This window comes from Amycolatopsis pretoriensis, assembly GCF_900107925.1.
In the GTDB taxonomy this organism is placed as follows: domain Bacteria; phylum Actinomycetota; class Actinomycetes; order Mycobacteriales; family Pseudonocardiaceae; genus Amycolatopsis; species Amycolatopsis pretoriensis.
Genome location: NZ_FNUJ01000003.1, coordinates 172,071 through 196,159 on the forward strand (window position 1 = coordinate 172,071; position 24,089 = coordinate 196,159).

Below are 24,089 nucleotides of genomic sequence, written 5' to 3' on the forward strand. Positions count from 1 at the left end.
TGCGCAGGGGATCGCCCCTCACCTGAAGGGTCACGCAGGTCAGCGGTTGTCACGCGCGTGCTATCCGGCGTCGCGAAAATTGTCACGCGCCCGGCGAATGGCGGCGATCTTCTTGCCCGGATCGGCCGTTTCCCGATACCTTTTCGCGGGCAGGGAAAGGAGCGGCCATGAACCAGCCGGTCATCGCCGTGACGGACCTCGCGAAGACCTACGGCGAAGTCACCGCGCTCGCCGGGATCAGCCTGAGCGTCGCCCGCGGCGCGGTGCTGGCGGTCCTCGGGCACAACGGCGCCGGGAAGACCACGCTGATCGACATCCTCAGCACGCGCGTCCGGCCGAGCGCGGGCACCGCCCGCGTGTGCGGCTACGACGTCGTGCAGCGCGGGCGCGCGGTCCGGCGGCGGATCGGCGTCACCGGGCAGTTCGCCGCGGTCGACGACGCCCTGTCCGGGCGCGGGAACCTCGTGCTGATCGCCCGGCTGCTGGGCGCGAAGCCGCGCCAAGCGCAGGCGCGAGCCGCTGAGCTGATCGCGTCGTTCGGCCTCGAGGACGCGGCCGACCGCCCGGCGGGCACCTATTCCGGCGGGATGCGGCGGCGGCTGGACCTGGCCGCGGGCCTCGTCGGCGCGCCGCAGGTGTTGTTCCTCGACGAGCCGACGACCGGCCTCGACCCGGTCAGCCGGTCCGGGCTGTGGTCGGTCGTCGAAGGCCTCGCCGCGCGGGGCACCACCGTCGTGCTGACCACCCAGTACCTCGAAGAGGCCGACCGGCTGGCCGACCACGTCGTCGTCCTCGGCTTCGGCCACATCACCGTGTCCGGCACGCCGTCACAGCTCAAGGCGCGCCTGGGCAACCGGACGGCGACGCTGACGTTCGGCACCGAACTGGCGCTGCGGCGCGCGGTGGACGCCCTCTCCCGCCTGGGTCTGGCGGCCGGCCGCACCGGGCTGGTGCTGTCGGTGCCGCTGGGCGGCCCGGGCGACATCCCTGTGCTGGTGCGCGCGCTCGACGCGGCCGGCGCACCGCTGCGGGACCTCACGGTGACCGAGCCGACGCTCGACGACGTCTACCTTTCCCTGCACCGGACGGCGGTGGCGTCGTGACGCAGGCCCGGCACCGCGCGGCGGTGGCCGCCCTCGCCGACCCGGCGGCCTGGCCCGAATCCGGCTTCTGGACGCAGGTCCGCGTGCTGGCGGCCCGTTCGCTGCGCACGGCGTTCGGCGACCGGCGGCTGGTCTTCTTCGGACTGTTGCAGCCGGTGGTGCTGCTCCTGTTGTTCAGCCAGGTGTTCAGCGGCGTCGGGGCGCTGCCGGGCGTGGCGGCGTACCAGGGCTACGTGAACTTCCTGGTGCCGGCGACCCTGGTGAACATCGCGATGACGACGGCGATGAGTTCGGGCGCGGGTCTGCTGGCCGAGATCTACGGCGGTTTCACCGGGCGCCTGCGGTGCCTGCCGATTTCGCTGTTCTCGGTGCTGGTGGCCCGCACCTTGGCGGACTCCGCGCGGCTCGGCGTGCAACTGGTGGTGACGGCGGTCGCGAGCGTGGTGTTCCTGGGTTTCCGCCCGGCGGGCGGGGTGCTCGGTCTGGGGCTGGCGCTGGTCCTGACGCTGGTGGTGGGCTGGTGCCTGAGCTGGGTGTTCGTCGCGATCACGACGTGGCTGCGCAAGGCGGAGACCCTGCAGGCGGCGTCGTTCGTGGTGATGTTCCCGCTGATGTTCTCCTCGAGCGCGTACATGCCGCTGGACACGATGCCGGCGTGGGTCCGCGCGGTCTCGGCGGTGAACCCGCTGACGTACGCGATCGACGCGACCCGCGCGTTGGCGCTGGCCCGGCCGATCGGCTGGTCGGTGGCGACGGCTCTGGTGATCGCCGCGGTGGCGGCGGTGGCGGGGTCGACGCTGGCGGCCCGCACGTTCCGCAACCGCGGCTGAAGGGCACCTTCCGTGCATGTGATGAGCTGAAGGGCACCTTCATCTCATGTGACGCAAGGAAGGTGCCCTTCAGCCCAGCCGTTCCAGGTGTGAAGCCGCTTCCTCCGCGCCGCCCGCGGCTTCGAACGACTCGCGGATCTTCGCCGCCCCCGGGCGGTACTGCTCCGCCGACTCGATCGCCTTGCGGATGTCCGCCGCCTTCGCGCGGTCGAAGCGCACCCGGACACCCGCGCCCGCGGCCGTGACCTGCTGGGCCAGCATCGACTGGTCGTCGCGGATCGGCGCCACCACCAGCGGTACCCCGGCCGACAGCGCCTCGCACACCGTGTTGTGCCCGCCGTGGCAGACCACCACCGAGGCGTGCGCGAACACCGCCACCTGCGGGATCCACGGCGCCAGCGCGCAGCTTTCACTGATCAAGCTGCCGGACGGGTCCACTACCAAGCCTTGTACCGCCGGCATCCCCGCCAGCGCGTCCACGCTCTCGGCGAGGAAGCGTGAACCCACCGCGGTGTTCGACGTCCCCAGCGTCACCACGACCAGCGGCCGATCGTCCACAGGGGACCATTCGCCCGAAGCCGCGGGCAGCGCCGGGCCGACGTAGGACACCGGCACCGCCAACCGGGATTCGCCGGCCAGCGCCCGGGTCGTGAACGCCAGCACCAGGTGCGGCGAGAATCGCAGGTCGCCGAGCAGCACGCCGTGGCGAGCCCGCAGCCCGGCCTGGAGATCGGTCACCCAGGACGCGATCTTCGGCAGCGAGCCCAGCGGGTCGGCCAGCTCGGTCGACGTCGACGCCGACGTCGCCCACGGCAGCCCGCACCGCGCGGCCACCAGCGCGCCCGCCATCGCCTGCTGGTCCGCCACCACGACGTCCGGCTCGAAGGAAGCGACCGCCGAGGCCACCCCCGGGACCATCGCGTCGGCCAGCGGAACCAGGTACGACTCCCACAGGTACTTCAACGCGGCGAACCCGCGCAGCTCGGATGGCCGCAACGCCAGCGAAAACGGCGCGGAGTCCCCCGCTGGGAAAACCGGCCCGGAGACCAAAGCGGACAGTTCCGGGCACGGGCCGCACCAGGCGACCTGGTGGCCCCGCGCGGACAACACCGCGGCCACCCCGCGCAACGGCGCCACGTGCCCGGCCAGCGGCGGGACGACCAGCAGGAACTTCACGCCGCGTGCCGTTCGACCCACTTGAGCACGAGCTCGCGCACTTCCCGGTGCTGCTCCACCAGCACCGAATGCCCCTGTCCCTCGAACACGTGCAGCTCGCCGTTCGGCAGCAACGACGTCAAGGCTTCGAGGTCGTCGGCCTGGTAGCCGTGACTGCCCAAAATGGACAGCACCGGGCAGCCGATCGCCGCCACCTGCTCCCACGTGAGCAACGGTCCGAGCGGGACCTCTTCGGCCATCTTCGTCGAGGTGATCCGCTCGGCCGCCATCCGCGCGAGCCGCCGGTGGTGGGCGCTGAAGTTCGCCTCGATCCAGTCGAAGCTCTCCTCCACCTGCAGGAACCGCACGGTGTGCGCGAGGATCTCGGCCATCTTGCCCGCCCACACCTCGGTCGCGGGTTCGGATTCGATGCAGACGATGCTGCGGACCCGGGCCGGGTTGGCCACGGCGTAGCTGTAGGCGAGCGTGCCGCCGAAGCTGTTGCCCACCAGGTGAACGGGCCGGTCGACGCCGAGCTGCCGCAGCAGGTCGTCGAGGTCGGCGACGAAGTCGTCCAGGGTGTAGCCGCGCTCCGGCCGCTCGGTCTTGCCGTGCCCGCGCAGGTCGTAGCTGATGACGTCGATGCCGGCCGCGGCCACCGGCGGGGCCAGGGTGAGGTAGAAGCTCGCGAGGCTGTCGGTGCCCATGCCGTGCAGGAACACCACGGTCTCGGTGCCGCCGGCGGGCACGAGCTGCACGTTGGTGCGCAGCCCGTTCACGGTCATCGTGGGCACGTGCGCTCCCCCACGAACCGGGCGATGTCGCCGACGGTCAGGCCGATGACGTCGTCGAGGTCCTTCTCCGCCAGGTACTCGGCGAGGTTGACGTCCGCGCCGAAGTGCTCGGAAAGGATGCTGGCGAAGGTCACCAGGTCGATGCTCTCCAGCTGCAGGTCCTCGTGGAACGTCGTGTCCGGCGTGATGTCGATGCCGAGCACGTCGGCGTCGCCGGTGAGCTGGGTCAGCAGCTCGGCGACGACGTCGAAGACGGCGGTGGAGTGGTCGATGGTCATGGCGTGCTCCTGAGTCGTGCGGTGGCGGTGTCCCCGGTCAGGTCGATGGTGACGGCGAAGCCCGGGAGTGCGCGGCCGCGGCCGGACACCCGGCCGTCGGCGTGGACGCGGATTTCCGCCGGGTAGACGGGCTCGGCGAGCCGGGCCCGGACGGCGTCCTTGGCGGCGATGCGTTCCAGCAGCCAGCCGCGCGCCCGCCGCGGCGGGACGGCGGCGAACTCGGCGCGTTCTTCGGCGCTGAGGTAGATCCCGGCGTAGATGTCCCGCGCGGCGACCGTCGGCCAGCGGTCGGTGACCGCGACCGAACCGTCGTCCCGCCGTTCGGCCAGGAGGTGCTCCGCCGGGAACGCGTAGACGCGGTGGGCCGCGCGGTCGCAGGGGAACCGGACGTCCCGCCAGCCCTCGATGCTCGCCAGCACGCGGCCGTCGCGCACCAGCTCGGCGTCCATTTCGAGGACGTCCGGCCGCGGCAGCCGGACGCGCACGAGGCACTCGAGCCGGGTGCCGGGCGCGGGTTCCGGCCCGTGCCAGGTGAGCCGGCCGATCGACCGCGGGAAGGCGAGCAGGCCGTCGGGGCGGGTGGCCATCAGCCAGCAGCCGAGCAGCTGGCCGACGTTGTCGAGCAGCCCGCCGGGTGCTGCCGGGACGACCAGTTCGCCGCGGATGTGCTGCTCGCCGAGCCCTGCCAGCCGGGCCAGGCCCTGGTAGGAGGGGCCGTGGAACATCTCGCGCCGCGCGTAGATCTCGGCCGCGCTCAACGGGGGCTCGGTCTCCGGGCCGGGCACGGCGGTCCGCGACGGCGGTGGCGCGTACGTCCCCAGCTCGACGGTCATCAGCGCGTACGGTCCTATTTCGACGGTCACGTCGTCGCCCTCGCGGCTCATCGACAGCGGCACCCGCTGCGCCGGAGAAGCGATGAGCCACCGCGAGAACACGGCGTCCCGCACCGCGACCGCCGTCGTGCCCGGCCAGGTGCGTTCGACGGTCCGGCAGGCGAGGTCCACCAGCGTCGTCGCCGGCACGACCGGCCGGAAGTCGGACTCGTCGGGCCAGTCGTCGCGCTGCCGGAAGAACCGGTGGTCGCGCAGGTACGGCATCGCGGTCAGCGAGACGTCCACAGTGGACTCGGTGCGCCGGCGCGCGGCCGCCGCGACGACGTCCGCCGCGGTCTGCCGGGTCTCGGTGAGCAGCGCGGTGAACTCGGCGACGATCGCGTCCGGCACCCCGGCCGGCAGCTCGGGCAGCGCACGGTCGGCGAGCAGACCGCGGGCCGACTCTCCCAGCGACAGCAGGGAGTTCCCAGTGCGGAGCCGGATCCGGCGTCGTTCGAGGGCTTCGAAGTCCGGCGTGCCGCCTTCGACCCACAACGCGGTCGCGACGCGGCGCAGCTGTGCGAGCCCGGACCGGGTGCCGGACGCGGCGGCGACGACCAGGTGCCGCCGCTCGCCGAGCGTGTCGGTAACGTACGAGCCGAGCTGCCCGGCGCCGACCTGCACGAACGCGCGGAACCCGGCGTCGTGCAGGGCCTCGGTCAGCGCCCGGAACCGGACCGGCCGGACCAGGTGCTCGAGGTACAGCTCGCGGACCGCGTCCAGGTCCGCCGGGTAGGGCCGCGCGGTCGTCGCCGACCACACCGGCAGCTGGGGTTCCCGCAGGTCCAGCTCGGCGGCGAGCCGGGCGAACGGTGCCAGGTACGGACGCATCAGCGGGGTGTGGAACCCGGAGCGGAACGGCAGGGTCCGCGCCACGATCCCGGCGCCGCGGCAGGTCTCGGCGAACTTCGCGACGGACTCCGGTGGGCCGCACACGATCGTCTGCTTGGCCGCGTTCTCGTGGGAAACCACGAGGTCGTCCGGCAGCAGCTCGACGACCCGGGTGGCCGGGCAGCCCAGCACCAGGTAGTCCGCGTCGGGCAGCTCGAACCCGCCGGGCCAGTAGCGTTCCAGCAGGTCCGGCACCGCCCGGTACATCCCGGCGGACTGCATCGCGGTCCACTCGCCCACGCTGTGCCCGGCGAGCGCGTCCGGCCGGATCGCGAGGCGCCGCAGGGCCTGGTCGAGCAGGAGCCCGGTCGCGGACACGCTCGTCGCGCGGTCGAGCACGGTCGTCGTCGACCACTGTGGACGGTCGAGCCCGAAGTGCTTGGCCACGTCGTCGATCCGCGGTTCGGCGCCGTCTTCCAGTCCCGGGTGGACGAACGCGATCCGGCCGGCCGGCAGCAGCGGGTCGACCGAGCACCAGACGTCCCCGCCGCCGTGCCACGACCGGCCCTCGGCCGTCACCTTGGCGAGTACCTTGCGGGCGGTCGCCAGCTTGCGCTCGTCCGGGCCGACGATCCCGAGCCGGCAGGGCCCGTCGCCTTCGCCAGGCCGGTCGAGGCGCTCCAGCAGCTCTTCGGGCGTGTTCGCGGCCAGCCGCAGCACGCGTTCCGGCTCGTCGACGCGCACCCGCCGCTTCGGTGCCGGGTCGCCCGCTTCGAGGACGACGTGCGCGTTGACGCCGCCGAAGCCGAACGCGTTGACCGCGCCGACCCGCGGCAGCGCACCCCAGTCCTCGGCCTCGGCCAGCACCCGGAACCGCGTCTTGTCCAGCAGCGGGTTCGGGTCGGCGCAGTGCAGCGTGGGCGGCAGGACGCCGTGGTGCAGCGCGAGGGCCACCTTGACCAGACCGGCGACCCCGGCCGTCGGCAGCGTGTGCCCGATCATCGACTTGACCGAGCCGATCACCGACCGCCGCCCGTCGGCCTGGCCGAAGACGTCGGCGACCGTGGTCAGCTCGGCGGCGTCCCCGGCCGGCGTCGCCGTGCCGTGGGCCTCCAGCAGGCCGATCTCCGCCGGGTCGCGTCCTTCCCACGCGCGGCGCAGCGCGAGGGTCTGCCCGGCGACGGACGGGCTGAGCAGGCTCGCTCCCCGCCCGTCGCTCGACGTGCCGCTGCCGCGCACCACGGCGTACACGCGGTCGCCGTCGCGGCGGGCGTCGGCCAGCCGCTTGAGCACGACGAGCGCGGTGCCCTCGCCGATGAGCATGCCGTCGGCCGCACGCGAGAGCGGGCTGATCCGCTGGCTCGGCGACAGCGCGCCGAGCTGGGTGAACAGCGACCAGAGCGTGTCGTCGTGCGTCTGGTGCGCCCCGCCGGCGAGGACGACGTCGCAGCGGTGCCGGGTCAGCTCCCCGATCGCCTGGTCGACCGCGACCAGCGAGGACGCGCACGCGGCGTCCACCGTGTACGCCGGGCCGCCGAGGTCGAGCCGGTTGGCGACGCGCGCCGCGGCGAGGTTCGGCACCAGCCCCGCGGCGGTCTCCGGCCGGAACTCACCGAGCGGTTCGAGCAGCGCCGTTCGCAGCCGGTCGAGGACGTCCGGGCCCGCCGACGGCAGCAGCTCGCCGACCGTGCGGGTGATCTGGCGGACCGTGCGGACCCGCTGGTCGAAGCCCTGCAGCCCGGGCGAGAGGTAGCCGCCGCGGCCGAGCACGACCCCGATCCGCTCGGGGTCGCCGAGCCGGCCGAGGCCACCGGCGTCCTCGACGGCGTCGACGGCGACGGCCAGCGCCGTCAGCTGGTCCGGCTCGGTGCCCTCCAGGGACGTCGGCGGGACGCCGTGGGCGACCGGGTCGAAGTCGATCAGGTCGGGGGCGAACCCGCCGCGACGGCCGTGGGTCCGGTCCGGCGCGGTGCCGTCGTGGCCGTGGAACGCCGGGTCACGGCGGTGCGCGGGGATCTCGGTGACGGCGTCGACGCCGCCGACGACGTTGCGCCAGTACTGGTCCACTGTGGACGCACCGGGCAGGAACACGCCCAGGCCGACGATGGCGACCGGCTCCTGGCTCACCACAGCGACGCCGTGTAGAGGACCGCGCGGTCGGTGCCGTAGGCGAGTTCGCGCAGCAGGGCGGCGGTGCCCGCGTCCGCGTCGAGCAGGCTGATGTCCCGGCGTTCGTACTCGCGGGCGAGTTCCGGCGACACCATTCCACTGTGGTCGGCCGCGGGTGCCCACGGTCCCCAGTGGACGGTCACCGCGCGGCCCGGCCAGCTCGTCGCGAGTGCGTCCAGGGCGTCGTTCGCGGCGGCGTAGTCGGTCTGGCCGCGGTTGCCGAGCACCGCGGCGATGCTGCCGAAGAACGCGACGAACCCGGGTTCGGCGTCGAGCACGTCGAGCAAGGTCCGCGCGCCGTCCACTTTGGTCTCGTACACGGCCCGGAACGACGTCTCGTCCTTGTCCGCCATGAGCTTGTCGTCGATGACGCCGGCGGCGAAGACGACCCCGGCGAGCCGGCTGGGCAGGTTCTTGACGAGGTGCCGCACGGCGTCGGAGTCGCGCACGTCGAGCGCGGTGTAGCCGGCTTCCCCGCCCGCGGCGCGGATTTCGTCGAGGGTGCGGCCGATCTCCCGCTGGGCCAGCACGGTCCGCACACGGCGTTCGATTTCGGCCACCGAGCCACCGCGGCCGGCCAGTACCGCACGCATCGCCGTGGGGTCGGCCGGCAGGTCGTCCGGTTCGCCCGGCCACGGCGTCCGGCCGGCCAGTTCGAGCCGGCAGCCGGAAGCGGCGAACGCGATCGCCGCGCGGGCGGCGATCCCGCGGGCCCCGCCGACCATTAGGACGACGGAGTCCGGGCCGAGGCCGAGCGCGGCCAGCTCGCCACCGCCCGGGCCGGCGCCGGAGTAGGCGATCGACGGGACGTCCGCGGGCCGCGGCTCGATCGTGAAGCGGCCGGTCTCGTCGTGGCCGACGACCGGGGGGCCGTCGCTGAGGGCCTCGTCGACGAGGGTTTTGGCGACGTCTTGCGTGACCTCGACGAGCCGCGTGACGCCGTCGCGTTCCAGCGCGGCCGAGCGGACCAGGCCGCGGAGGCCCGGCGTGCCCGGCTCCGCCGCGACGAGCACGGTGCCCTTGGCGTTTTTGAGCCGGCTGAACACTTCCGGGGCTTCTCCGCCCAGGATGACGGTGATGTCGGCGTCCCCGGCGACAACCTCCGCCCCGGCCGCCACGAAGGCGGCCCGCACGGCTTCGTCCGGCGCTGCCACGGTCTTCCCGCGCAGCCGCCCGGGGTCCGGGTCCAGCGGCACGGGCACTCGCTCGAGCCGGTACCGCGTCGGTGCGACCGCCGCCGGGGTGGGGTTCAGCCAGCTCTCCAGGTGCCCGGTCAGGGCGTTGGCGGTGCGGTCGCGGCTGAGCTGGTCGGTGCGGTCGTCGGCGGGCAGGCCGAGGCGGCTCAGCAGCGTCCCGGCGATCTCGGTGCGCTTGATGGAGTCGATGGAGAGGTCGGCTTCGAGGTCGAGGTCGCCGGCGATCATCTCGGCCGGGTAGCCGGTGCGTTCGCTGATCACGCCGATTACCGTGGTGAGGACGTCGGCTGCGGGTTCCGGTTCGGGCTGCCGTTCCGGCTCGGGTTCGGGGATGCGCACGGGTTCGGGCACGACAACGGGCGCGGCTGCGCTGCCGAGGTAGCCGAGCATGACCTCACGCTGCGCCGCGACGAGTTCGCGGGTGGTGCGCAGGAAGTCGACGACCGCCTGGTCACGGCCGGGAGCGGGCTGGGTCATCACAGAACTCCGGATTCGTCGGGCCGGGGGCAGGGCGGGCGCTTCGATGCCGGGGGCGCGGGCGGACCGCCCGTCGACGGCCCAGGCGGTGGGGGACGGTGCCGGGCGGTCGTTCCTGGTCAGCCGTTCGGTACGAACGTCGACGCCGGCTTGCGCGAGGGTTTTCAGCGCGGTCAGGAAGGCCGTGAGGTCGGGCCCGCACGCGACGACGGCGTGCGGGCGGTCGCCGAGGATGTCCTTGACCAGCCGGGTGAGCACGCGTCCCGGACCGACCTCGACGAACGTCCGCGCGCCGGCGTCGTACATGGCTTCGATCTGGTCGAGGAACCGCACGGGGGCACCGATCTGCGCGGCGAGTTCGCTCTTGACGTCGCCCGCGTACGGTTTCGCGGTGCGGTTCGACCAGACCGGCAGGCGCGGATCGCCGATGGGCTCTCTGGTGAGTTCGTAGGCGAAGAGGTCGCCGGCCTTGGCGACGAGCGGGCTGTGGAAGGCGCAGGCGACGGGGATCCGCTGGGCGGTGACGCCGGTCTCGCGCAGGCGCCGGATCGCGCGTTCGATAGCGGCGACCGGCCCGGAGAGGACGACCTGTTCGGGCGCGTTGTGGTTGGCGACGACGACGTCCGGGCCGATCAGGGTGGAGGTGAGCAGGTCGCGCGACACCTTGACGGCGGCCATGGTCCCGGGCTCGGCGACGTCGGCGATGGCGTTCGCGCGGGCCCGGCTGACGCGCAGGAGCGTGTCGGTGTCGAAGGCCCCGGCGACGGAGAGCGCGACGAGTTCGCCGTAGCTGTGCCCGGCGAGGAAGTCCGGGCGGACGCCGACCTGCGCCAGGAGGTCCGCGACGGCGGTTTCGACGAGTCCGAGGGCCGGCTGCGCGACGCGGGTGTCGGTGAGGGCTCGTTCTTGCGCTTCGGCGGCGTCGAAGGGGTGTGGTGGAAACGCTTTCGCGGCGACGTCGGGGGCGAGCCGGAGGAGGTCGGCGAGTTCGGGGAAGTGCACGAAGAGGTCGGCGAGCATGCCGGGGCGCTGGCTGCCCTGGCCGGGGAAGAGGAAGGCGACCTTGCCGGGGCCGGCAGCGCCGGTCGCGCCGGACCTGGCCGGCCCGCGCTCCGCCGCTCGCTCGGCCACCACCCGCCGCAGGTCCGCCAACGCCTGCTCCGCCTCCGGCGCCCAGTCACGCAACCCGTGCCGGCGATCCGGGGCCACCGGACTCGCGCCCAGCACCGCGTGGAAATTCGTCCCCCCGAAGCCGAACGCGCTCACCCCCGCCAGCCGGGCCGGCTCCGCCCAGGGCCTTGCCGAAGTCGTGAACGTGAACGGGCTCGTCTCCGCGTCCCAAGCCGCGTTCGGGGCGCTCAAGTGCAGCGTCGGCGGGACCACCTGGTGCCACAACGCCAGCGCCGCCTTGATCAGCCCCGCCAGCCCCGCCGCGCACTTCGTGTGGCCGATCTGGCTCTTCACCGATCCCAGCACGCACGATCCCGGCGCCGCGCCCGCCGACGAGAAGAACCCCGTCAACGTGCGCAGCTCGGTCGCGTCGCCGACCACCGTGCCCGTTCCGTGGGCCTCCACCAACCCGACGTCCACAGGGGACACTCCGGCGTCGCGGTACGCCCGTTCCAGCGCCCGGTGCTGGCCCTCCGGACGCGGCGCGGTCAAGCCCAGTGCCTTGCCGTCACTCGCCGCGCCGACTCCCTTGACCACCGCGTAGATCCGGTCGCCGTCACGCTCGGCGTCGGACAGGCGCTTCAGCACCAGGCACGCCACCCCCTCGCCGAGCGCGATGCCGTCGGCCGCCGCGTCGAACGGGCGGCAGCGGCCCGTCGGCGAGAGCGCGCCCGCCGACGTGAACATCAGGTAGTCGTGGATGCCGTTGTGCAGGTCGACCGCGCCGCACAGCACCAGCTCACTGGTACCGGCACGCAGTTCCTTGGCGGCCAGGTCCAACGCGGCCAGCGACGACCCGCACGCCGCGTCCACCGTGTAGTTCGCGCCGCCGAGGTCGAGCCGGTTGGCGATCCGGCCGGAGATGACGTTGGCCAGCGTGCCGGGGAACGTGTCCTCCGTCGGCTCGGGCAGCTGGGCGAGCAGCTCGGGTGGCACCTCGTCGAGGTAGCCGTCGAGCAGCGAACGCAGCGTTCCCGCGTTGGCGAGGTCGCCGCCCGCCTCCGCGCCGAACACGACGCTCGTGCGCTCGCGGTCGAACTCCCGCTCGCCGTACCCCGCGTCCACCAGCGCCCGCCGCGCGGTTTCCAGCGACACCAGCTGGGCCGGGTCGATGCTGCCCATCGCGGCGGGCGGGATGCCGTAGTCCAGCGGGTCGACGGCCACCGGCGGCAGGAACCCGCCCCACTTCGACGTCGACTGTCCGAAGTAGACAGCAGGGTCCCACCGCTGCGGGGGCACCTCGGTGACGGCGTCCTCGCCGCGCAGGACGTTCGACCAGAACGCTTCCAGGTCCGGCGCTCCGGGGAACGTGCAGGCCATCCCGATGACCGCGATGTCCCGGCTGTCCCGCGGCTGCGGTGCTTCCCGCCGGGCAAAGGTTTTCCCCGACGCGACTTCCCGGTGCAGCTCGGCGATCGTCGTCCGGCGGTCGCGCAGCACGGCGACCTCGCCGGCCATGAACATCCCCTCGGCGAGCTGGGTCTCTTCGCCGAGCGGCGAACCGTCCCGGCGGACGCCCTTGCTCGCGACGCGCAGCCGTCCGGTGTTCAGCTCTTCCAGCCGCTGCCAGGCTTCCTGCGCGGGCAGGTCCCGCAGACCCGCCTTGACCTGCTCGAACTCCGCCGTGTACGGGCTCGGCAGGCACCGCGTGCGGTGTCCCGGCGCGGTTTCGAGGGTGACCGTCGCGCCGGCGGCGAGCGCCCGTTCCTGGAACAGCCCGGTGATCGCGCCGTGCGTGACGGCCTCTTCGGTGAACAGGTAGGCGGTGCCCATCAGCACGCCGACGGCGTCGAGCGGCGCCGCCATCGCGGTGACCACCGCCGCGGACCGGGCGTCGTGGATCCCGCCGGCGAAGACCACTTCGACGTCCTTCGCCGCGCCGAGCACGGCCAGTTGTTCCTCCCACAGCTCGAAACTCGACCGCGGGCCCACGTGCCCGCCGCATTCGGCGCCTTCGAAGACGAACCGGCGGACCCCGGCGTCGAGGTACTGGCCGAGCAGCACCGGCGACGGCACGTGCACGAACGTCGCGATCCCGTCCGCTTCCAGGGCCTTGACCTGACCGGGTTTGCCGCCCGCGATCAGCACGCACCGCGGCCGGACGGCCCGGATCGCGGCGAGCTGCTCGACACGCAGGTCGTCGGGCACGAACCCGAGGATCCCGGCGCCCCACGGCCGGTCGCCGAGCCGTTCGGCGGTGCGCGTGAGCAGGTCCGTGGTGCGCGTGCCGCTCGACGTGGCCACCGCGACGAACGGGAACCCGCCCGCGTCGGCGACCGCGGCCGCGAACCCGGGCTGGTCGCTCACCCGCGTCATCGGTCCTTGGACGACCGGCAGCGCGCTGCCCAGCGTCCGGCACAGCCGTTCCGACGACGTCACCGCGGGTACCTCGGCACCGACGACCCGGCGGACGTCCGCTTCCACAGTGGACTCCAGGAGTACCCCCGCCGCGCCCCCGGCGAGCGCTCCGACGGCCGTCCGCGGACCCGCCACGCGACCCCACACTGGGACGTCGAAGGCGCCGAGAAGCTGTTGCAGCAGAATGAAGTCACTCAGCTCGCCGCCACGCGCGAGCAGTCCCAGCGCACCGCCGGCGACGGCCTCCGCCGCCGTGGCGACGTCGGACACCTCGGCGAGCGCGCCGGTCCACGGCGCCCTCGTGCGGACGGCGAACGCCGCGCCCTCGGGAACCGGGCCGTCGGTGCGCACGCCGTAGGGCACCCGGACCCGCGCCGCGACGAGCCGGAGAGCGGCCGGATCGGCGCCGTCGAGCACCCCGAGACCGCCACCGCGCGCGACGGCCGCCACCTCACCGGGGTCGCCGATGCCCAGGCACCGCAGCCGTCGAGCGTGCGACGGCGGGACGAGCTCGGCCATCGGCGGACCTCCAGTGCGGGGTGGGGTGATCTTCACGAGACCAATCCAAGGAATAACGCACCAGGCCCGGAAAAAGCAATACTCGTGCTAGGGTGCGAAACTGTGGAACACAGCACGAACAGGGCGCTGACCAGCACTTTTATCATACGGCTTCTAAATGAGAAATACCATTCACTCACCTGCGTAACAATGGCTCGAAAATTACGGGAGCCCACGTGGAACTGACCGGACGGGTGGCCGTGCTGACCGGCGCGGCCCACGGGATCGGGGCGGCGATGGCCCGCCGCTTCGCCGCGGCGGGCGCGGCCGGGGTCGTCGTGTCGGACGTCGACGCCGCGGGCGCCGGCCGGGTGGCGGACGAGATCGCCGACGCGGGCGGGCGCGCGATCGCCGTCACCGCCGACGCGACGTCCAAAAAGGACCTGAAGACGCTGGTCGCGGCGGCCCGCGCCGAGTTCGGCGAGGTGGACCTGTTCTGCGCCAACGCGGGCGCGGCCTTCGGCACCGGTGTCCACGCGGCGGACGAGCAGTGGGCGAAGTCGTGGGAGATCAACGTCATGCAGCACGTCCACGCCGCGCAGGTCGTGCTGCCCGCGATGCTCGCGCGCGGCGAGGGCTACCTGCTGATCACGGCGTCCGGCGCCGGCCTGCTCGGCACGCCCGGCGACGCGCCGTACTCGGTCACCAAGCACGCCGCCGTCGGCCTCGCCGAGTGGCTGGCGATCACCTACCGGCCGCGGGGGGTGCGGGTCAGCGCGCTGTGCCCGCTCGGCGTCCGCACGGCGCTGCTCGAACCCGGCATCGCCGCCGGGCACCCGGCCGCGCTGGCGATCGCCGCGGCGGCCCCGCTGCTCGAACCCGAGGACGTCGCCGACGCGGTCGTGGCCGGGCTCGGCGCGGAGGAGTTCCTGATCCTGCCGCACGAATCGGTGCGGGAGGCGTTCCTGCGCAAGGCCGGCGCGGTCGACGCGTGGATCGACGAGATGGCCGTCCAGGGAGGCTGAGCGTGGAGTACCGCAGGATCGGCGCGAGCGGGCTCGCGGTGAGCGAGATCGCCTACGGCAACTGGCTGACGCACGACGCTCCCGGCTGCGTCGCCGCGGCGCTGGACGCCGGCGTCACGACGTTCCACACCGCGGCGGCGTGGGACGGCGGCGCGGCGGAAACCGCTTTCGGGCAAGCGTTTTCCGGCGTGCGCCGCGACGAACTCGTGCTGTGCACCGGCGTGTTCTGGCCCGAGGGTCCCGGCCCGAACGACGCCGGGCTGAGCCGCAAGCACGTGATCGCGTCGCTGGAGGGGTCGCTGCGGCGGCTGCGCACCGACCACGTCGACGTCTACCAGCTGCTGCGCTTCGACTACCGGACGCCGGTCGCGGAGACGTTCCTCGCGCTGTCGGACCTGGTGCGGCAAGGGAAGATCCTGTACGCCGGCACGGCGGAGTGGACGGCCGAGCAGCTCCTGCAGGCCCGCGACGCGGCCGAGCGCTACGACGTCCCGTTGATCAGCAACCAGCCGCACTACTCGATGCTGTGGCGGGTGGCCGAGGCGCAGGTGATGCCGGTCGGCGAGCGGATCGGCGTCGGGCAGTTCGCGTCGGTGCCGCTGGCGCAGGGCGTGCTGACCGGCAAGTACCGCGACGGGCGCGTCCCGGCGGGCTCGCGCGCGGCCGCGAAGCCCCACGCGCGGCCACTGCTGATGCCCGAACTGCTGGAGCGGGTCGAAATGCTGCGCGGTGTCGCGGACGACGCCGGGCTGACCATGGCGCAGCTCGCACTGGCCTGGACGCTGCAGCACGAGACGGTCGCGTCGGCGGTCGTCGGCGCGAGCACGCCGGAGCAGGTCACCGAGAACGCGAAGGCGGCCGGCATCCGGCTGGACCTCGACGTCCTGACCCGCGTCGACCACCTGCTCGGCAGCTTCGTGCAGACCGACCCACGGCTGGTGTGGTCGCCGCCGGCGTCCTCAGCGATCTAGCCGGAGCCGAGGCAGACGAAGGGGCGGCGGAAGGGGTCGACGGCGATCGCGTCGGCCAGCGCCAGCGCGGGGCTGTCCCGCGCGGCCAGCGCGCGGTAGTAGTCGTCCATCGCGGCCGCCGAGGCCAGGTCGCCGACCCGCGACAGCGGCGCGATGACCGTGCGGGAGCCGCTGGCGAGCAGGGCGCTGGCGAAACCGAGCGCTTCGTCGCCGGGCCGGATCCGGTTGAGCGCGAGCTCGCACGCGGCGAAGACGACCTGCCGCGGCGGTTGCCGCAGCCCGGCCATCTCGTGCCCGAAGAGCGCGCCGTCGGCGAGTTCGAGCCGGGAGAACAGCGCGTTCTCCGGCTCGTGCGCGCCGTGGGCGGCGAAGTGGGCGAGCTTGGCGCCGTCCATCGCGCGCAGCACCGACTTCACGGTGGCCTTCGCGCCGGTCATGGTCGTCGCGGTGCGGTAGTGGGTGGTCAGCTTCTCCAGCTCACCGCGCGCGCCGGCCAGGCCGGGCCCGCGCACGAGCACGATCTTGCGGGCGCGCGGCGACTTCGTCAGCTCGGCGGCGAGCCAGGCGGTCGCCGACGGCGCGACGACGGTCGGCCGCCCCCGCAGCCCGGGCAGGACGCCCCACGGCACGGCGTAGAGCGGCCCGGTCGGGACGATGACCAGCTCACGGCCGCCGAACAGTTCGGCCAGTGGCCGGATGAGCTGGGCGTCGAGCTTGTCGGCCTGCTTGCGCGCCGAGACCATGACGACCTCGGCCAGCCGTTCGGGCAGGTTGTCGGGCGCGAGGGCGTCGAGGTCGACGTTGAGCACGCGCGCGGACTCGGCGGCGGCCTCGGCGGACCCGAGCCGCACGAGCCGGCACTCACCCCCGGCCACGACGACGGCGACGAGCTCGTCCCCGGAAGCGGCGAAGCTGACCATGGCCCGGTCGCCGAGCCGGTCGGCGACCTCGTTGAGCCCGGCCACCGGCCGCGGCCGGCCCCAGCGCCCGGTGTGCCAGCCGAGCCGCTGGGCCTCGCGCAGGCGTTCGTTGTACTTGGCGCGCAGGCCGGCGATGGGGTGGCCGTCGTGCTGGGCCTCCTGGATGGCCTGCCCGAGGCCCCGCACCTCGGCGACGCGCGCGGCGAGCTCGGGATCGGTCCCGGCGGACAGCGGTTCGTACCGGTAGGTCTGCGCGCGGGTGCGTTCGAGCCAGACGAACAGCCGCCGGGCGTCGTTGCGTTCGAGCACGAGCTTGACGGCGAGGTCGGCGAGCTCCTGGCCGTGCAGGGCGGTCCCGGAGACGAGGTCGAGCCCACCCATCCGGTCCCGGACGGCGTCGAGTTCGGTGAGCCCGGACCGGATTTCGGTAAGGGCCTTGGCCCGGTTCCCCTGTGCGACGGCGAGCTCGGCCCGGCAGAGCCGGCGCAGCATCCGGTAGTCGATGGGGGTGAGCTGCCCGGGGCGAGGGACCTTGTCGAGGGTTTCGACGGCGCGTTTGAGGTTCCCCCGGCGGATGTCCAGGCGGACGGCGAGCATCCGCGCGGTGGCGGCCTGGTCGGCGAGGCGGGGCACCGGCATCTTGTCCGCCGCGCGCAACGCCCGGCCCGGCAGGGCCGCGGCGAACTCGCCGGTCCGTAGGGCTTCGCGCGTGTCGGCCTGCAGGCCGACGATGGTCGCGTTCGCGACACAGGTCTTGCAGCCGACCTTCAGCATCCGCCTGCGCGCGGCGGCCGCCATCTGCCGGGCGAGGTCGAGGTCGTCGCTCAGCAGCGCGGCCGAAGCCCGGTGCAGCTCGACGAACCCCAGGTCGCGGGTGACGCTGTCCTGGTCGGCCATCACCGCCATGTGGCCGTCGAGGTGGGCACCGGCCTCGTCGGCCAGCCCGGCGGCGAGCAGCGCCTGAGCCTGCTCGAGCCAAAGCCACGGCGGTGCGTCCCGCCCCAGCGCCCGGTAGCTGCGTTCGCTCACCTCGAAGAGGCGGAGGGCCTCCGGCACGTCTCCCGTCCGCAGCGCCAGCGTGCCGAGGTTGCGGTGGATGTCGGCGGCCTGGGCACGCAGCTCGTACTTCTCGGCCAGCTCCAGCGACCGGGTCAGGTCCGCACGGGCCTGCTGGACGTTGCCCAGCCGCGTGTGGCTCGACGCGCGCATGGTCAGCGTCTGCGTGAACGCCTCCATGCGCGACTCCGGGGCCGCCCCGTGCTGGAGCCGATACTCCTGGTGCTCCAGCGACAGGTCGAAGTACTTGAGGCTGTCCTCGTTGCGCCCCACCGTGGTGAGCTTCGCGGCGTAGTTGTGGTCGAGCGCGCCGTTCAGCTCGGCTTTGAGCACCAGGTCGTCGACCGCGCCGGTCAGCAGCCGCACGTCGTCCAGCGCGGCGAGGCCGGCGCCGACATCGCCGGAGATCTCCGATGACAGCGCGGCCAGCAGGCTGGACACGCGGATCCGCACCACGAGCCACTCGGTGTAGTGCTCGTCGGGCACGGGGTAGATCGAGTCGAGCAGGCCGACCGCTCGCCGGAGGAGGCGGACGCCTTCGTGGTAGCGCGCGAGGCAGGACTTGTCCGCGGCTGTCCGGTGAAGCTGCCGAACCTTGTCTATGACTTCGGTCGGATCGAGCTTTGTCACGGGCACCCCACTATGACACCACAGCCCGTAGCAGAAAGAAGCCCGCCTGCCGCTGGAAGATCGGCAGGCGGGCGATCACAGTTCGGTGAAGGTCAGCGGGCGACCTGGTAGCAGGGCGGCCCGCAGTTCGGCACCACGATCGGGCCGTCGTCCTTCTTGATGCCGATGTGCTCGTGGTCGATGTGCACCCAGCCGTGCTCGTCGGCCTCCGGGTGCGGGACCACCGGGCCGGCCTTCTCGACCGGTTCCGGGGTTTCCTCCGGCTTGGTGTCCGTGGGCGTCGACATGGTCGATCTCCTCTCCCCTGGGGATCTTGCATGGGGCCGCTCGCCGTGACGGTGAGTCCCCTTCGCGAGGCCCTCTCCCCGCGAACGGCCCAATAGTTTCACAACGGAGCATTGATCGGGAGGGTTTTCGCTACGGAAAGTCAGTCCGACGTCCGTGATCAGGCGAAACGTCGGGGTTGGAACGTCCTAACGGGTGAACTCTGTAACGACGTCCATTGGGGACGTGCATCCCCCTGGGTGGCGGAGCGGGACCGGGGCCGTCCGGAGTGAGGTCTTGGTCCGGGTGCGGAGGGTGACCACCCGCACCCGGACCGTCCTCTGTGGACAGTCAGCCTCGCTTCGCCGTCACCGCCTGGTGGATCGCGCTCACCAGCCGCACGTTCTCCGGCGCCGCTCCGCCCGGGAACGCGAACCGGCGGCGGTTGTACCCGTACGCCAGCCCGCTCCGGGGGTCGGCGAACGCCTGGGACCCCGCCGCCCCGCTGTGCCCGAACGCCCCCTGCCCCAGCACCGGGTAGTCGTCCGACACGATCGCGAACCCGAGGCCGAAAGCGTTGCGGTTGCGCGTCGACAGGTCGTCCCCGGCCGAGTGGATCTGCGCGAACTCCGCCGCCGTCCCGGGGTCCAGCAGCCGGGTCGCCGCCACGTACATGCCCGCCAGGCCGCGCGCCGACGCCACGCCGCCCACCGAAGCCGGGCTCAGCTGCCGGACCACCTTGATGTTCGGGAGGTCCCACAGCTCCGGCGCCTTCGGGTGGTTGCGGTTGAACGCGATGCCCGTGATGCTGTCCGCGCCCGTCGCGCCGGCCGCCAGCTGGGCCAGCTGCTCCGGGGTCGGCAGCATCGGCTGCGTCGTCAGGAACCGCGGCTCCAGCTCCTCCGGCAGCCCGAGGTAGAAGTCCAGCTCGAACGGCTTCCGGACGCGCTCTTCGTAGTGCTCCTGGATGCTGCGCCCGGTCACGCGGCGGACGACCTCGCCGGTCAGGGCGCCGATCACCAGCGCGTGGTAGCCGAACTGCGTGCCCGGCCGCCAGTACGGCCGCTGCGGCGCGAGCCGCTCGGCGATCACGCGGTCGTCGGCGAGCTCCTCGGCCGTGAAGCCGCCGTCCGCGCCCACGACGCCGGCGCGGTGCGCGAGCAGCTCCCGCAGCGTGATCGCGGCCTTGCCCGCGGCGCCGAACTCCGGCCAGTAGTGGCTGACCCGCTGGTCGAGGTCGAGCACACCGTCCTGGACGAGCAGCGCGACCACCAGGTGCGCCGCGCCCTTCGTCGAGGAGAAGACCCCGGTCAGCGAGTCGGCGGTGATCTCGGGCCCGGTCCACAGGTCGACGACGCGCTCGCCGTCGACGTGCGCGACGAGCTGGGCGGCGTAGTCCCCGCCCTCGTCGGCCGCGACGGCGGCGAACTCCGCGCGGACGGCCTCGAACCCGTCGGCGACGGTCCCCTGGATGTGCTCGGACGACATGGCGGCTCCCTCAGTGATCTTCAGCCTGTGCCTGGAGACAACCCGCCCGGTGCCGCGGTATTCCGCGTAACGCCGGGGCATCCGGCCGGGATGTTCCCGGCATGGGGGAATTCGACGAAGAACCGACCGAGACCACGCGGTCCGGCCGCGGCCTGGCGATCGCGTCGCTCGCGATCGGCGCGTCCGGGCTCACGCTGGCCGTCGCGACCTGGGCGGCGTGGCTGATCGTCCGCCCGCCGGTCGTGGCCGCCTGGACGTTCTCCTGGGTCACGCAGGCCTTCGTGCTGGTCCTCGGCGCGCTGTGGTTCGCGCTGCTGCCGATCAGCGTGCTCGCGCTGGTCTTCGGCGTCGGCGCCGGGGCGCGCACCCGGCCCGGGCCCGGCCGGATCGGCGCCACGCTCGCCGTCCTCACCGCGCTGCTCGCGTTGTCGGGGGCCGCGGTGTTCGCGACGACGTCGTGGCGCGGCGTCGGCCCGCCCGTCGCCTACTTCGACACGCGGACCGGTCCGGCCCGGTAGAAGTCCCCGGACGGCGGGTAACACCGGACCATGAAACTCACCTCCACCGTGCTCGGCACGCCGGAACCGCGCGCGCTCGCCGAGTTCTATTCGAAGCTGCTCGGCTGGCCGATCAAGACCGACGAGCCGGAGTGGGTGACCCTGCGCCCCGAAGACGGCGGCGCCGGGCTCTCCTTCCAGCTCGAGCGCGACCACCTCGCGCCGGTGTGGCCGCCCGCCGGCGGCGCCCAGCAGATGCAGCTGCACCTCGACATCGAAGTCGACGACCTCGCCGCGGCGACGGCGGAAGCGACCGCCGCGGGCGCCGTCGTCGCGGACTTCCAGCCCCAATCCGACGTCCGCGTCTGCTTCGACCCGGCCGGGCACCCCTTCTGCCTCTGGACGCGTGAATGACGTGACGCCCCGCGTTCGTCCGGTCACAGGATCCGCTATGTTCGGCTGAGGTCCTGTTTCCGGCGAACGGAGTTGAGTCCTGTGGGGGTGCACCGGATCTGGCACCACGGACTGGTTCCCACCGAAGGAAAACGCCCCCTCGACGCGTTGCGCGGCAGGCTGATCGCCCGTCAGCGGCAGCACGACGACTACACGGTCACCGACCTCGGCTCGTCCGACGACGGCGGATCGCGCCGGTGCGACCTCAAGTTCGGCTGGACGGACAGCCGAGGCCGCTACTCCGTTCAGGTATTGCTTTCCCTGTGCTACCACGCGGGTGAGGACCGCGTCGCGTGGCTGCTGGCCGCCGCGTGCACGCGGCCGTGGCGCAGCTGCCACGAAGCGCCGGCGCAGCGGATCGGGCTGGAGGAGCTCGGCGCGAGCGGCAGTGACGAGATCCCGATCGAAGCCCCGGTTCTCGCGATGCGCGGATGGTCTCGCGAGGAGTGCGACCGCGTCGCGGAACTGCTCGGCGAGGCGCTGGTCGCGGACTGGCGGACGTCGGCGGTGCTGGTGCTCACCGAACCGCCGACGGTCCCGGTCGACGGCTGGCCCGGCCTGGTCAACGTGTTCGACGTCGACGACCGCTTCCGCCGCACGCTCAACCAGCACGTGCCCCTCGGCTACGAGGTGCCGCAGGGCGCGCGGCTGTACGCGCCGCTGTGCGACCAGCTCCCCGACTTCGTCGAGACGGCCAGCCCCGTGTCCGGCGAAGCGCTGCAGGGCGCGATCACGCGGCTGCTGCAGACGCGCGGCCGGACGCCGCTGCCGGAGCAGTGGGCCGAGGTGCCGAGCGTGAAGGCGTGGTACGCCGCGAATCCGTTCGACGCGCCGGAACGGGAACCGGACGCCGAGCTGACCGAGAAGCTCGGCCGCGCCGAGCGTGAACTCGCCGAAGCGCGGGGCGTGCTGACGATCCTGCGCAAGAAGGCGAAGGCGCACGCCGAGGAACGGGACCGGCACGCGGACGAGGCGAAGGCGCTCCGCCGGCGGCTCGACGACCTGTCCGCGGTCGACGTCGGGTACCTGCGGACGCAGCTCGCGCAGCTGCAGGGGTCGGTGGACGACTACGCGCGCGCGTTCGAGGAGACCGAGGCCGAGCGCGACGAGCTCAGACGCGTGAACGGGCTGCTGGCGGGCACGCTGGCCCGCTACCACGACGCCGACGACGAGGTCGCCGCCGCCGAGCGCCCGCCGGAGGAGTTCCCGAGCTTCGCCGAGCTGATCGGCGCCGCGGCGGCGACGCTCAAGCACCTCGCGATCACGGCCGAGCCGGCGCCCGCCGCGATCCTCGACCACCACCCGAAAGCCACGGCGTGGCGCCGCAAGGCGTGGGACGCGCTGCGCACGCTCGACGCGTACGCGAGCGCGCGCACGACGTTGCTCGACGCGGGCCAGGACCCCGGGCCCGGGCTGTCGGACGTGCTCGCGTTCGCCCGCACCGGCCAGCCGGGTTCGCTGATCAGCGCCAACATCATCGCCCTGGCGGAGTCGGACACGGTGACGACGAACGAGCGGCTCCGCCAGGCCCGGACGTTCCGCGTCGACCCGCGCACGAACCCGGCGGGCCGAGACTATTTCGGCGCCCACATCGCGCTCGAGCGCTTCAAGGCACCGGCGCCCCGCCTGCACTTCCTCGACGACACCGACCGCACGGGCACGGTGTACGTCGGCTACCTCGGCGCCCACCTGCCGACGTCGAAGACCAACTGAGCGAGAATCGGGCGCATGACGGAGCTGAAGTACCTGGCGTACTGCTGGATAGCCCGCGGCGACCGGGTGCTGTTCCTGCGCCGCGGCCCGGGCGTGTTCCTGGCGGGCCGCTGGGAGCTGCCGGGCGGAACGGTCGAGCCGGACGAGCTCCCGGAGGCGGCGGCGATCCGCGAAGTGGTGGAGGAGACGGGGTTGAAGGTCCAGGTGACGGGCGAGCTGTCCCGCACGTCCTGGCCGGACATCGCGGGCCGTGAGATGGAGATCCACGCCTGGGTGTACACGGTGGAGGAGGAGGGCGAGGGGGACGTCGTGCTGAACCCGGAGGAGCACGACGACTTCGCTTGGCTGACCCCACTAGAGGCGCGCGGCCTGGAGATGTCCCAGCACTTCCGCCGGCTGCTCTGATGGGAACTGGCGTTCTCCACGTCGGCTGTGCGATGTGGACCCACAAGGCATGGCCCTTCCAGCCGCCATCGCTGCCCGCGAAGGAGCGCCTGAAGGCCTACGCCGGCTGGTGCAACGCGGTCGAAGGCAACACGACGTTCTACGCGACGCCGTCCCGGGCCACCGTCGCGACGTGGGCGGAGCAGACCGGCCCCGGGTTCCGCTTCGTGGTGAAGGTGCCGAAGGTCGTCACGCACGAGCGCCGGTTCGCCGGGGTCGAGACCGAGATGCGCGCGTTCCTGAACGCGATCGAGCCGCTGGGCGACCGGGCGGTCCTGTGGACGCAGTTGCCGGGCTCGTTCGGCCCATCCGACGTCGACGCGCTCCGCCGTTTCCTGCGCCGGCTACCAGCCGACCTCCGGCGCGCGGTGGAGGTGCGTCACCCGGACTTCTTCGCCGGCTCGACGTCTCTGCTGGAGGGGGCACTCGCGGACGCGGACGCGGAGTGGGTGCCTTTCGACACGACGGTTTTCTTCCATCGTCCGCCGGTCAGTGAGGCCGAGCAGGAGGCGTGGGCCAAGAAGCCGCGCTTGCCCCGACGAACGCGGGCGCTGACCGACCGGCCTGTGGTCCGTTACCTGGGCCGGGATTCGGTGGAGGAGACGGTGCGCGGGTGGCAGCCGTGGGTCGAGGTGGCGGCGGGTTGGCTGCGGGAGGGTCGGTCGCCGACAGTGTTCGTGCATACGCCGGACAATGTCGACGCGCCAGCGTTGGCTCGCCGTTTTCACGACGAGGTGCGGGCGCTGGTGCCCGGCCTGGACGCGCTGCCAGAGCCGGAGCCGATTGAGCCCGCGACGCTGTTCTGAGCGCACGTCGCCACGAGAAGCACTGATCGTGCTCGACGGTGTCACGACGACGGCACCATTTGCTGCAACATCGCGGTGGCGTTTTGCGATA

At 73.0% G+C, this 24,089-nt stretch carries 17 protein-coding genes; 9 read left to right on the forward strand and 8 right to left on the reverse strand.

Annotated elements, in window-relative coordinates; all coding sequences use genetic code 11:
* Nucleotides 1-167: 167 nt before the first annotated feature.
* Both BLV96_RS13195 and BLV96_RS13200 read left to right on the forward strand, forming a co-directional pair.
* A complete protein-coding gene (locus BLV96_RS13195) occupies nt 168-1,103 on the forward strand; it encodes an ATP-binding cassette domain-containing protein (protein WP_086679139.1) in 936 nt (311 codons plus the stop codon).
* A complete protein-coding gene (locus tag BLV96_RS13200; RefSeq protein ID WP_086679140.1) occupies nt 1,100-1,933 on the forward strand; it encodes an ABC transporter permease in 834 nt (277 codons plus the stop codon). The genes BLV96_RS13195 and BLV96_RS13200 overlap by 4 nt, the downstream gene beginning before the upstream one ends.
* Before the next feature lie 69 nt (nt 1,934-2,002).
* Here the strand turns inward: BLV96_RS13200 and BLV96_RS49825 are convergent, their stop codons facing one another.
* The 5 genes from BLV96_RS49825 to BLV96_RS13225 are packed head-to-tail and all read right to left on the reverse strand — an operon-like array spanning nt 2,003 to nt 13,752.
* A complete protein-coding gene (locus BLV96_RS49825; protein WP_167379599.1) occupies nt 2,003-3,109 on the reverse strand; it encodes a glycosyltransferase in 1,107 nt (368 codons plus the stop codon).
* Nucleotides 3,106-3,882 carry an alpha/beta fold hydrolase gene (locus tag BLV96_RS13210; RefSeq protein WP_086679141.1) on the reverse strand — a complete coding sequence of 259 codons (777 nt, stop codon included), beginning with the start codon at nt 3,880-3,882 and terminating at the stop codon, nt 3,106-3,108. The genes BLV96_RS49825 and BLV96_RS13210 overlap by 4 nt, the downstream gene beginning before the upstream one ends.
* A complete protein-coding gene (locus BLV96_RS13215; protein WP_086679142.1) occupies nt 3,870-4,160 on the reverse strand; it encodes an acyl carrier protein in 291 nt (96 codons plus the stop codon). Before BLV96_RS13215 ends, BLV96_RS13210 begins: the two co-directional genes overlap by 13 nt.
* A complete protein-coding gene (locus BLV96_RS13220; RefSeq protein ID WP_091389132.1) occupies nt 4,157-7,993 on the reverse strand; it encodes a beta-ketoacyl synthase N-terminal-like domain-containing protein in 3,837 nt (1,278 codons plus the stop codon). The genes BLV96_RS13215 and BLV96_RS13220 overlap by 4 nt, the downstream gene beginning before the upstream one ends.
* Nucleotides 7,987-13,752, reverse strand: coding sequence for a type I polyketide synthase (locus tag BLV96_RS13225; protein WP_086673523.1), 5,766 nt, complete (start codon nt 13,750-13,752; stop codon nt 7,987-7,989). Before BLV96_RS13225 ends, BLV96_RS13220 begins: the two co-directional genes overlap by 7 nt.
* Nucleotides 13,753-13,967: 215 nt before the next feature.
* Between BLV96_RS13225 and BLV96_RS13230 the strand changes: the two genes are divergently transcribed.
* Together BLV96_RS13230 and BLV96_RS13235 are read left to right on the forward strand one after the other, a co-directional pair.
* A complete protein-coding gene (locus BLV96_RS13230; RefSeq protein WP_086673521.1) occupies nt 13,968-14,756 on the forward strand; it encodes an SDR family oxidoreductase in 789 nt (262 codons plus the stop codon).
* Nucleotides 14,757-14,758: 2 nt separating this feature from the next.
* Nucleotides 14,759-15,727 (forward strand): aldo/keto reductase, encoded by a 969-nt coding sequence (locus BLV96_RS13235; RefSeq protein WP_086673520.1) that lies wholly within the window; start codon nt 14,759-14,761, stop codon nt 15,725-15,727.
* Here the strand turns inward: BLV96_RS13235 and BLV96_RS13240 are convergent.
* The 3 genes from BLV96_RS13240 to BLV96_RS13250 form a co-directional block, all read right to left on the reverse strand.
* Nucleotides 15,724-18,333, reverse strand: a complete 2,610-nt coding sequence (locus BLV96_RS13240) for a CHAT domain-containing protein (protein ID WP_086673528.1) — start codon at nt 18,331-18,333, stop codon at nt 15,724-15,726. The genes BLV96_RS13235 and BLV96_RS13240 overlap by 4 nt on opposite strands.
* Nucleotides 18,334-18,425: 92 nt before the next feature.
* Entirely contained in the window at nt 18,426-18,620 is a 195-nt protein-coding gene (locus tag BLV96_RS13245) for a hypothetical protein (protein ID WP_086673518.1), read from the reverse strand.
* Between the two features lie 328 nt (nt 18,621-18,948).
* Nucleotides 18,949-20,085, reverse strand: a complete 1,137-nt coding sequence (locus tag BLV96_RS13250) for a serine hydrolase domain-containing protein (RefSeq protein WP_086673516.1) — start codon at nt 20,083-20,085, stop codon at nt 18,949-18,951.
* Nucleotides 20,086-20,186: 101 nt separating this feature from the next.
* Here BLV96_RS13250 and BLV96_RS13255 point away from each other — a divergent pair, with 101 nt between their 5' ends.
* From BLV96_RS13255 to BLV96_RS13275, 5 genes are all read left to right on the forward strand, one after another.
* On the forward strand, nt 20,187-20,603 hold the full coding sequence (locus BLV96_RS13255; protein WP_086673514.1) for a hypothetical protein: 417 nt from the start codon (nt 20,187-20,189) through the stop codon (nt 20,601-20,603).
* A 30-nt stretch (nt 20,604-20,633) separates the two neighbouring features.
* The gene (locus BLV96_RS13260) at nt 20,634-20,996 is read left to right on the forward strand and encodes a VOC family protein (RefSeq protein ID WP_086673512.1); all 363 of its coding nucleotides are present in this window, start codon (nt 20,634-20,636) and stop codon (nt 20,994-20,996) included.
* Between the two features lie 81 nt (nt 20,997-21,077).
* Nucleotides 21,078-22,748, forward strand: a complete 1,671-nt coding sequence (locus BLV96_RS13265; protein WP_086673510.1) for a hypothetical protein — start codon at nt 21,078-21,080, stop codon at nt 22,746-22,748.
* A 15-nt stretch (nt 22,749-22,763) separates the two neighbouring features.
* The gene (locus BLV96_RS13270; RefSeq protein WP_086673507.1) at nt 22,764-23,153 is read left to right on the forward strand and encodes an NUDIX hydrolase; all 390 of its coding nucleotides are present in this window, start codon (nt 22,764-22,766) and stop codon (nt 23,151-23,153) included.
* Between the two features lie 32 nt (nt 23,154-23,185).
* The gene (locus BLV96_RS13275; protein WP_086673505.1) at nt 23,186-23,998 is read left to right on the forward strand and encodes a DUF72 domain-containing protein; all 813 of its coding nucleotides are present in this window, start codon (nt 23,186-23,188) and stop codon (nt 23,996-23,998) included.
* Nucleotides 23,999-24,089 lie beyond the last annotated feature (91 nt).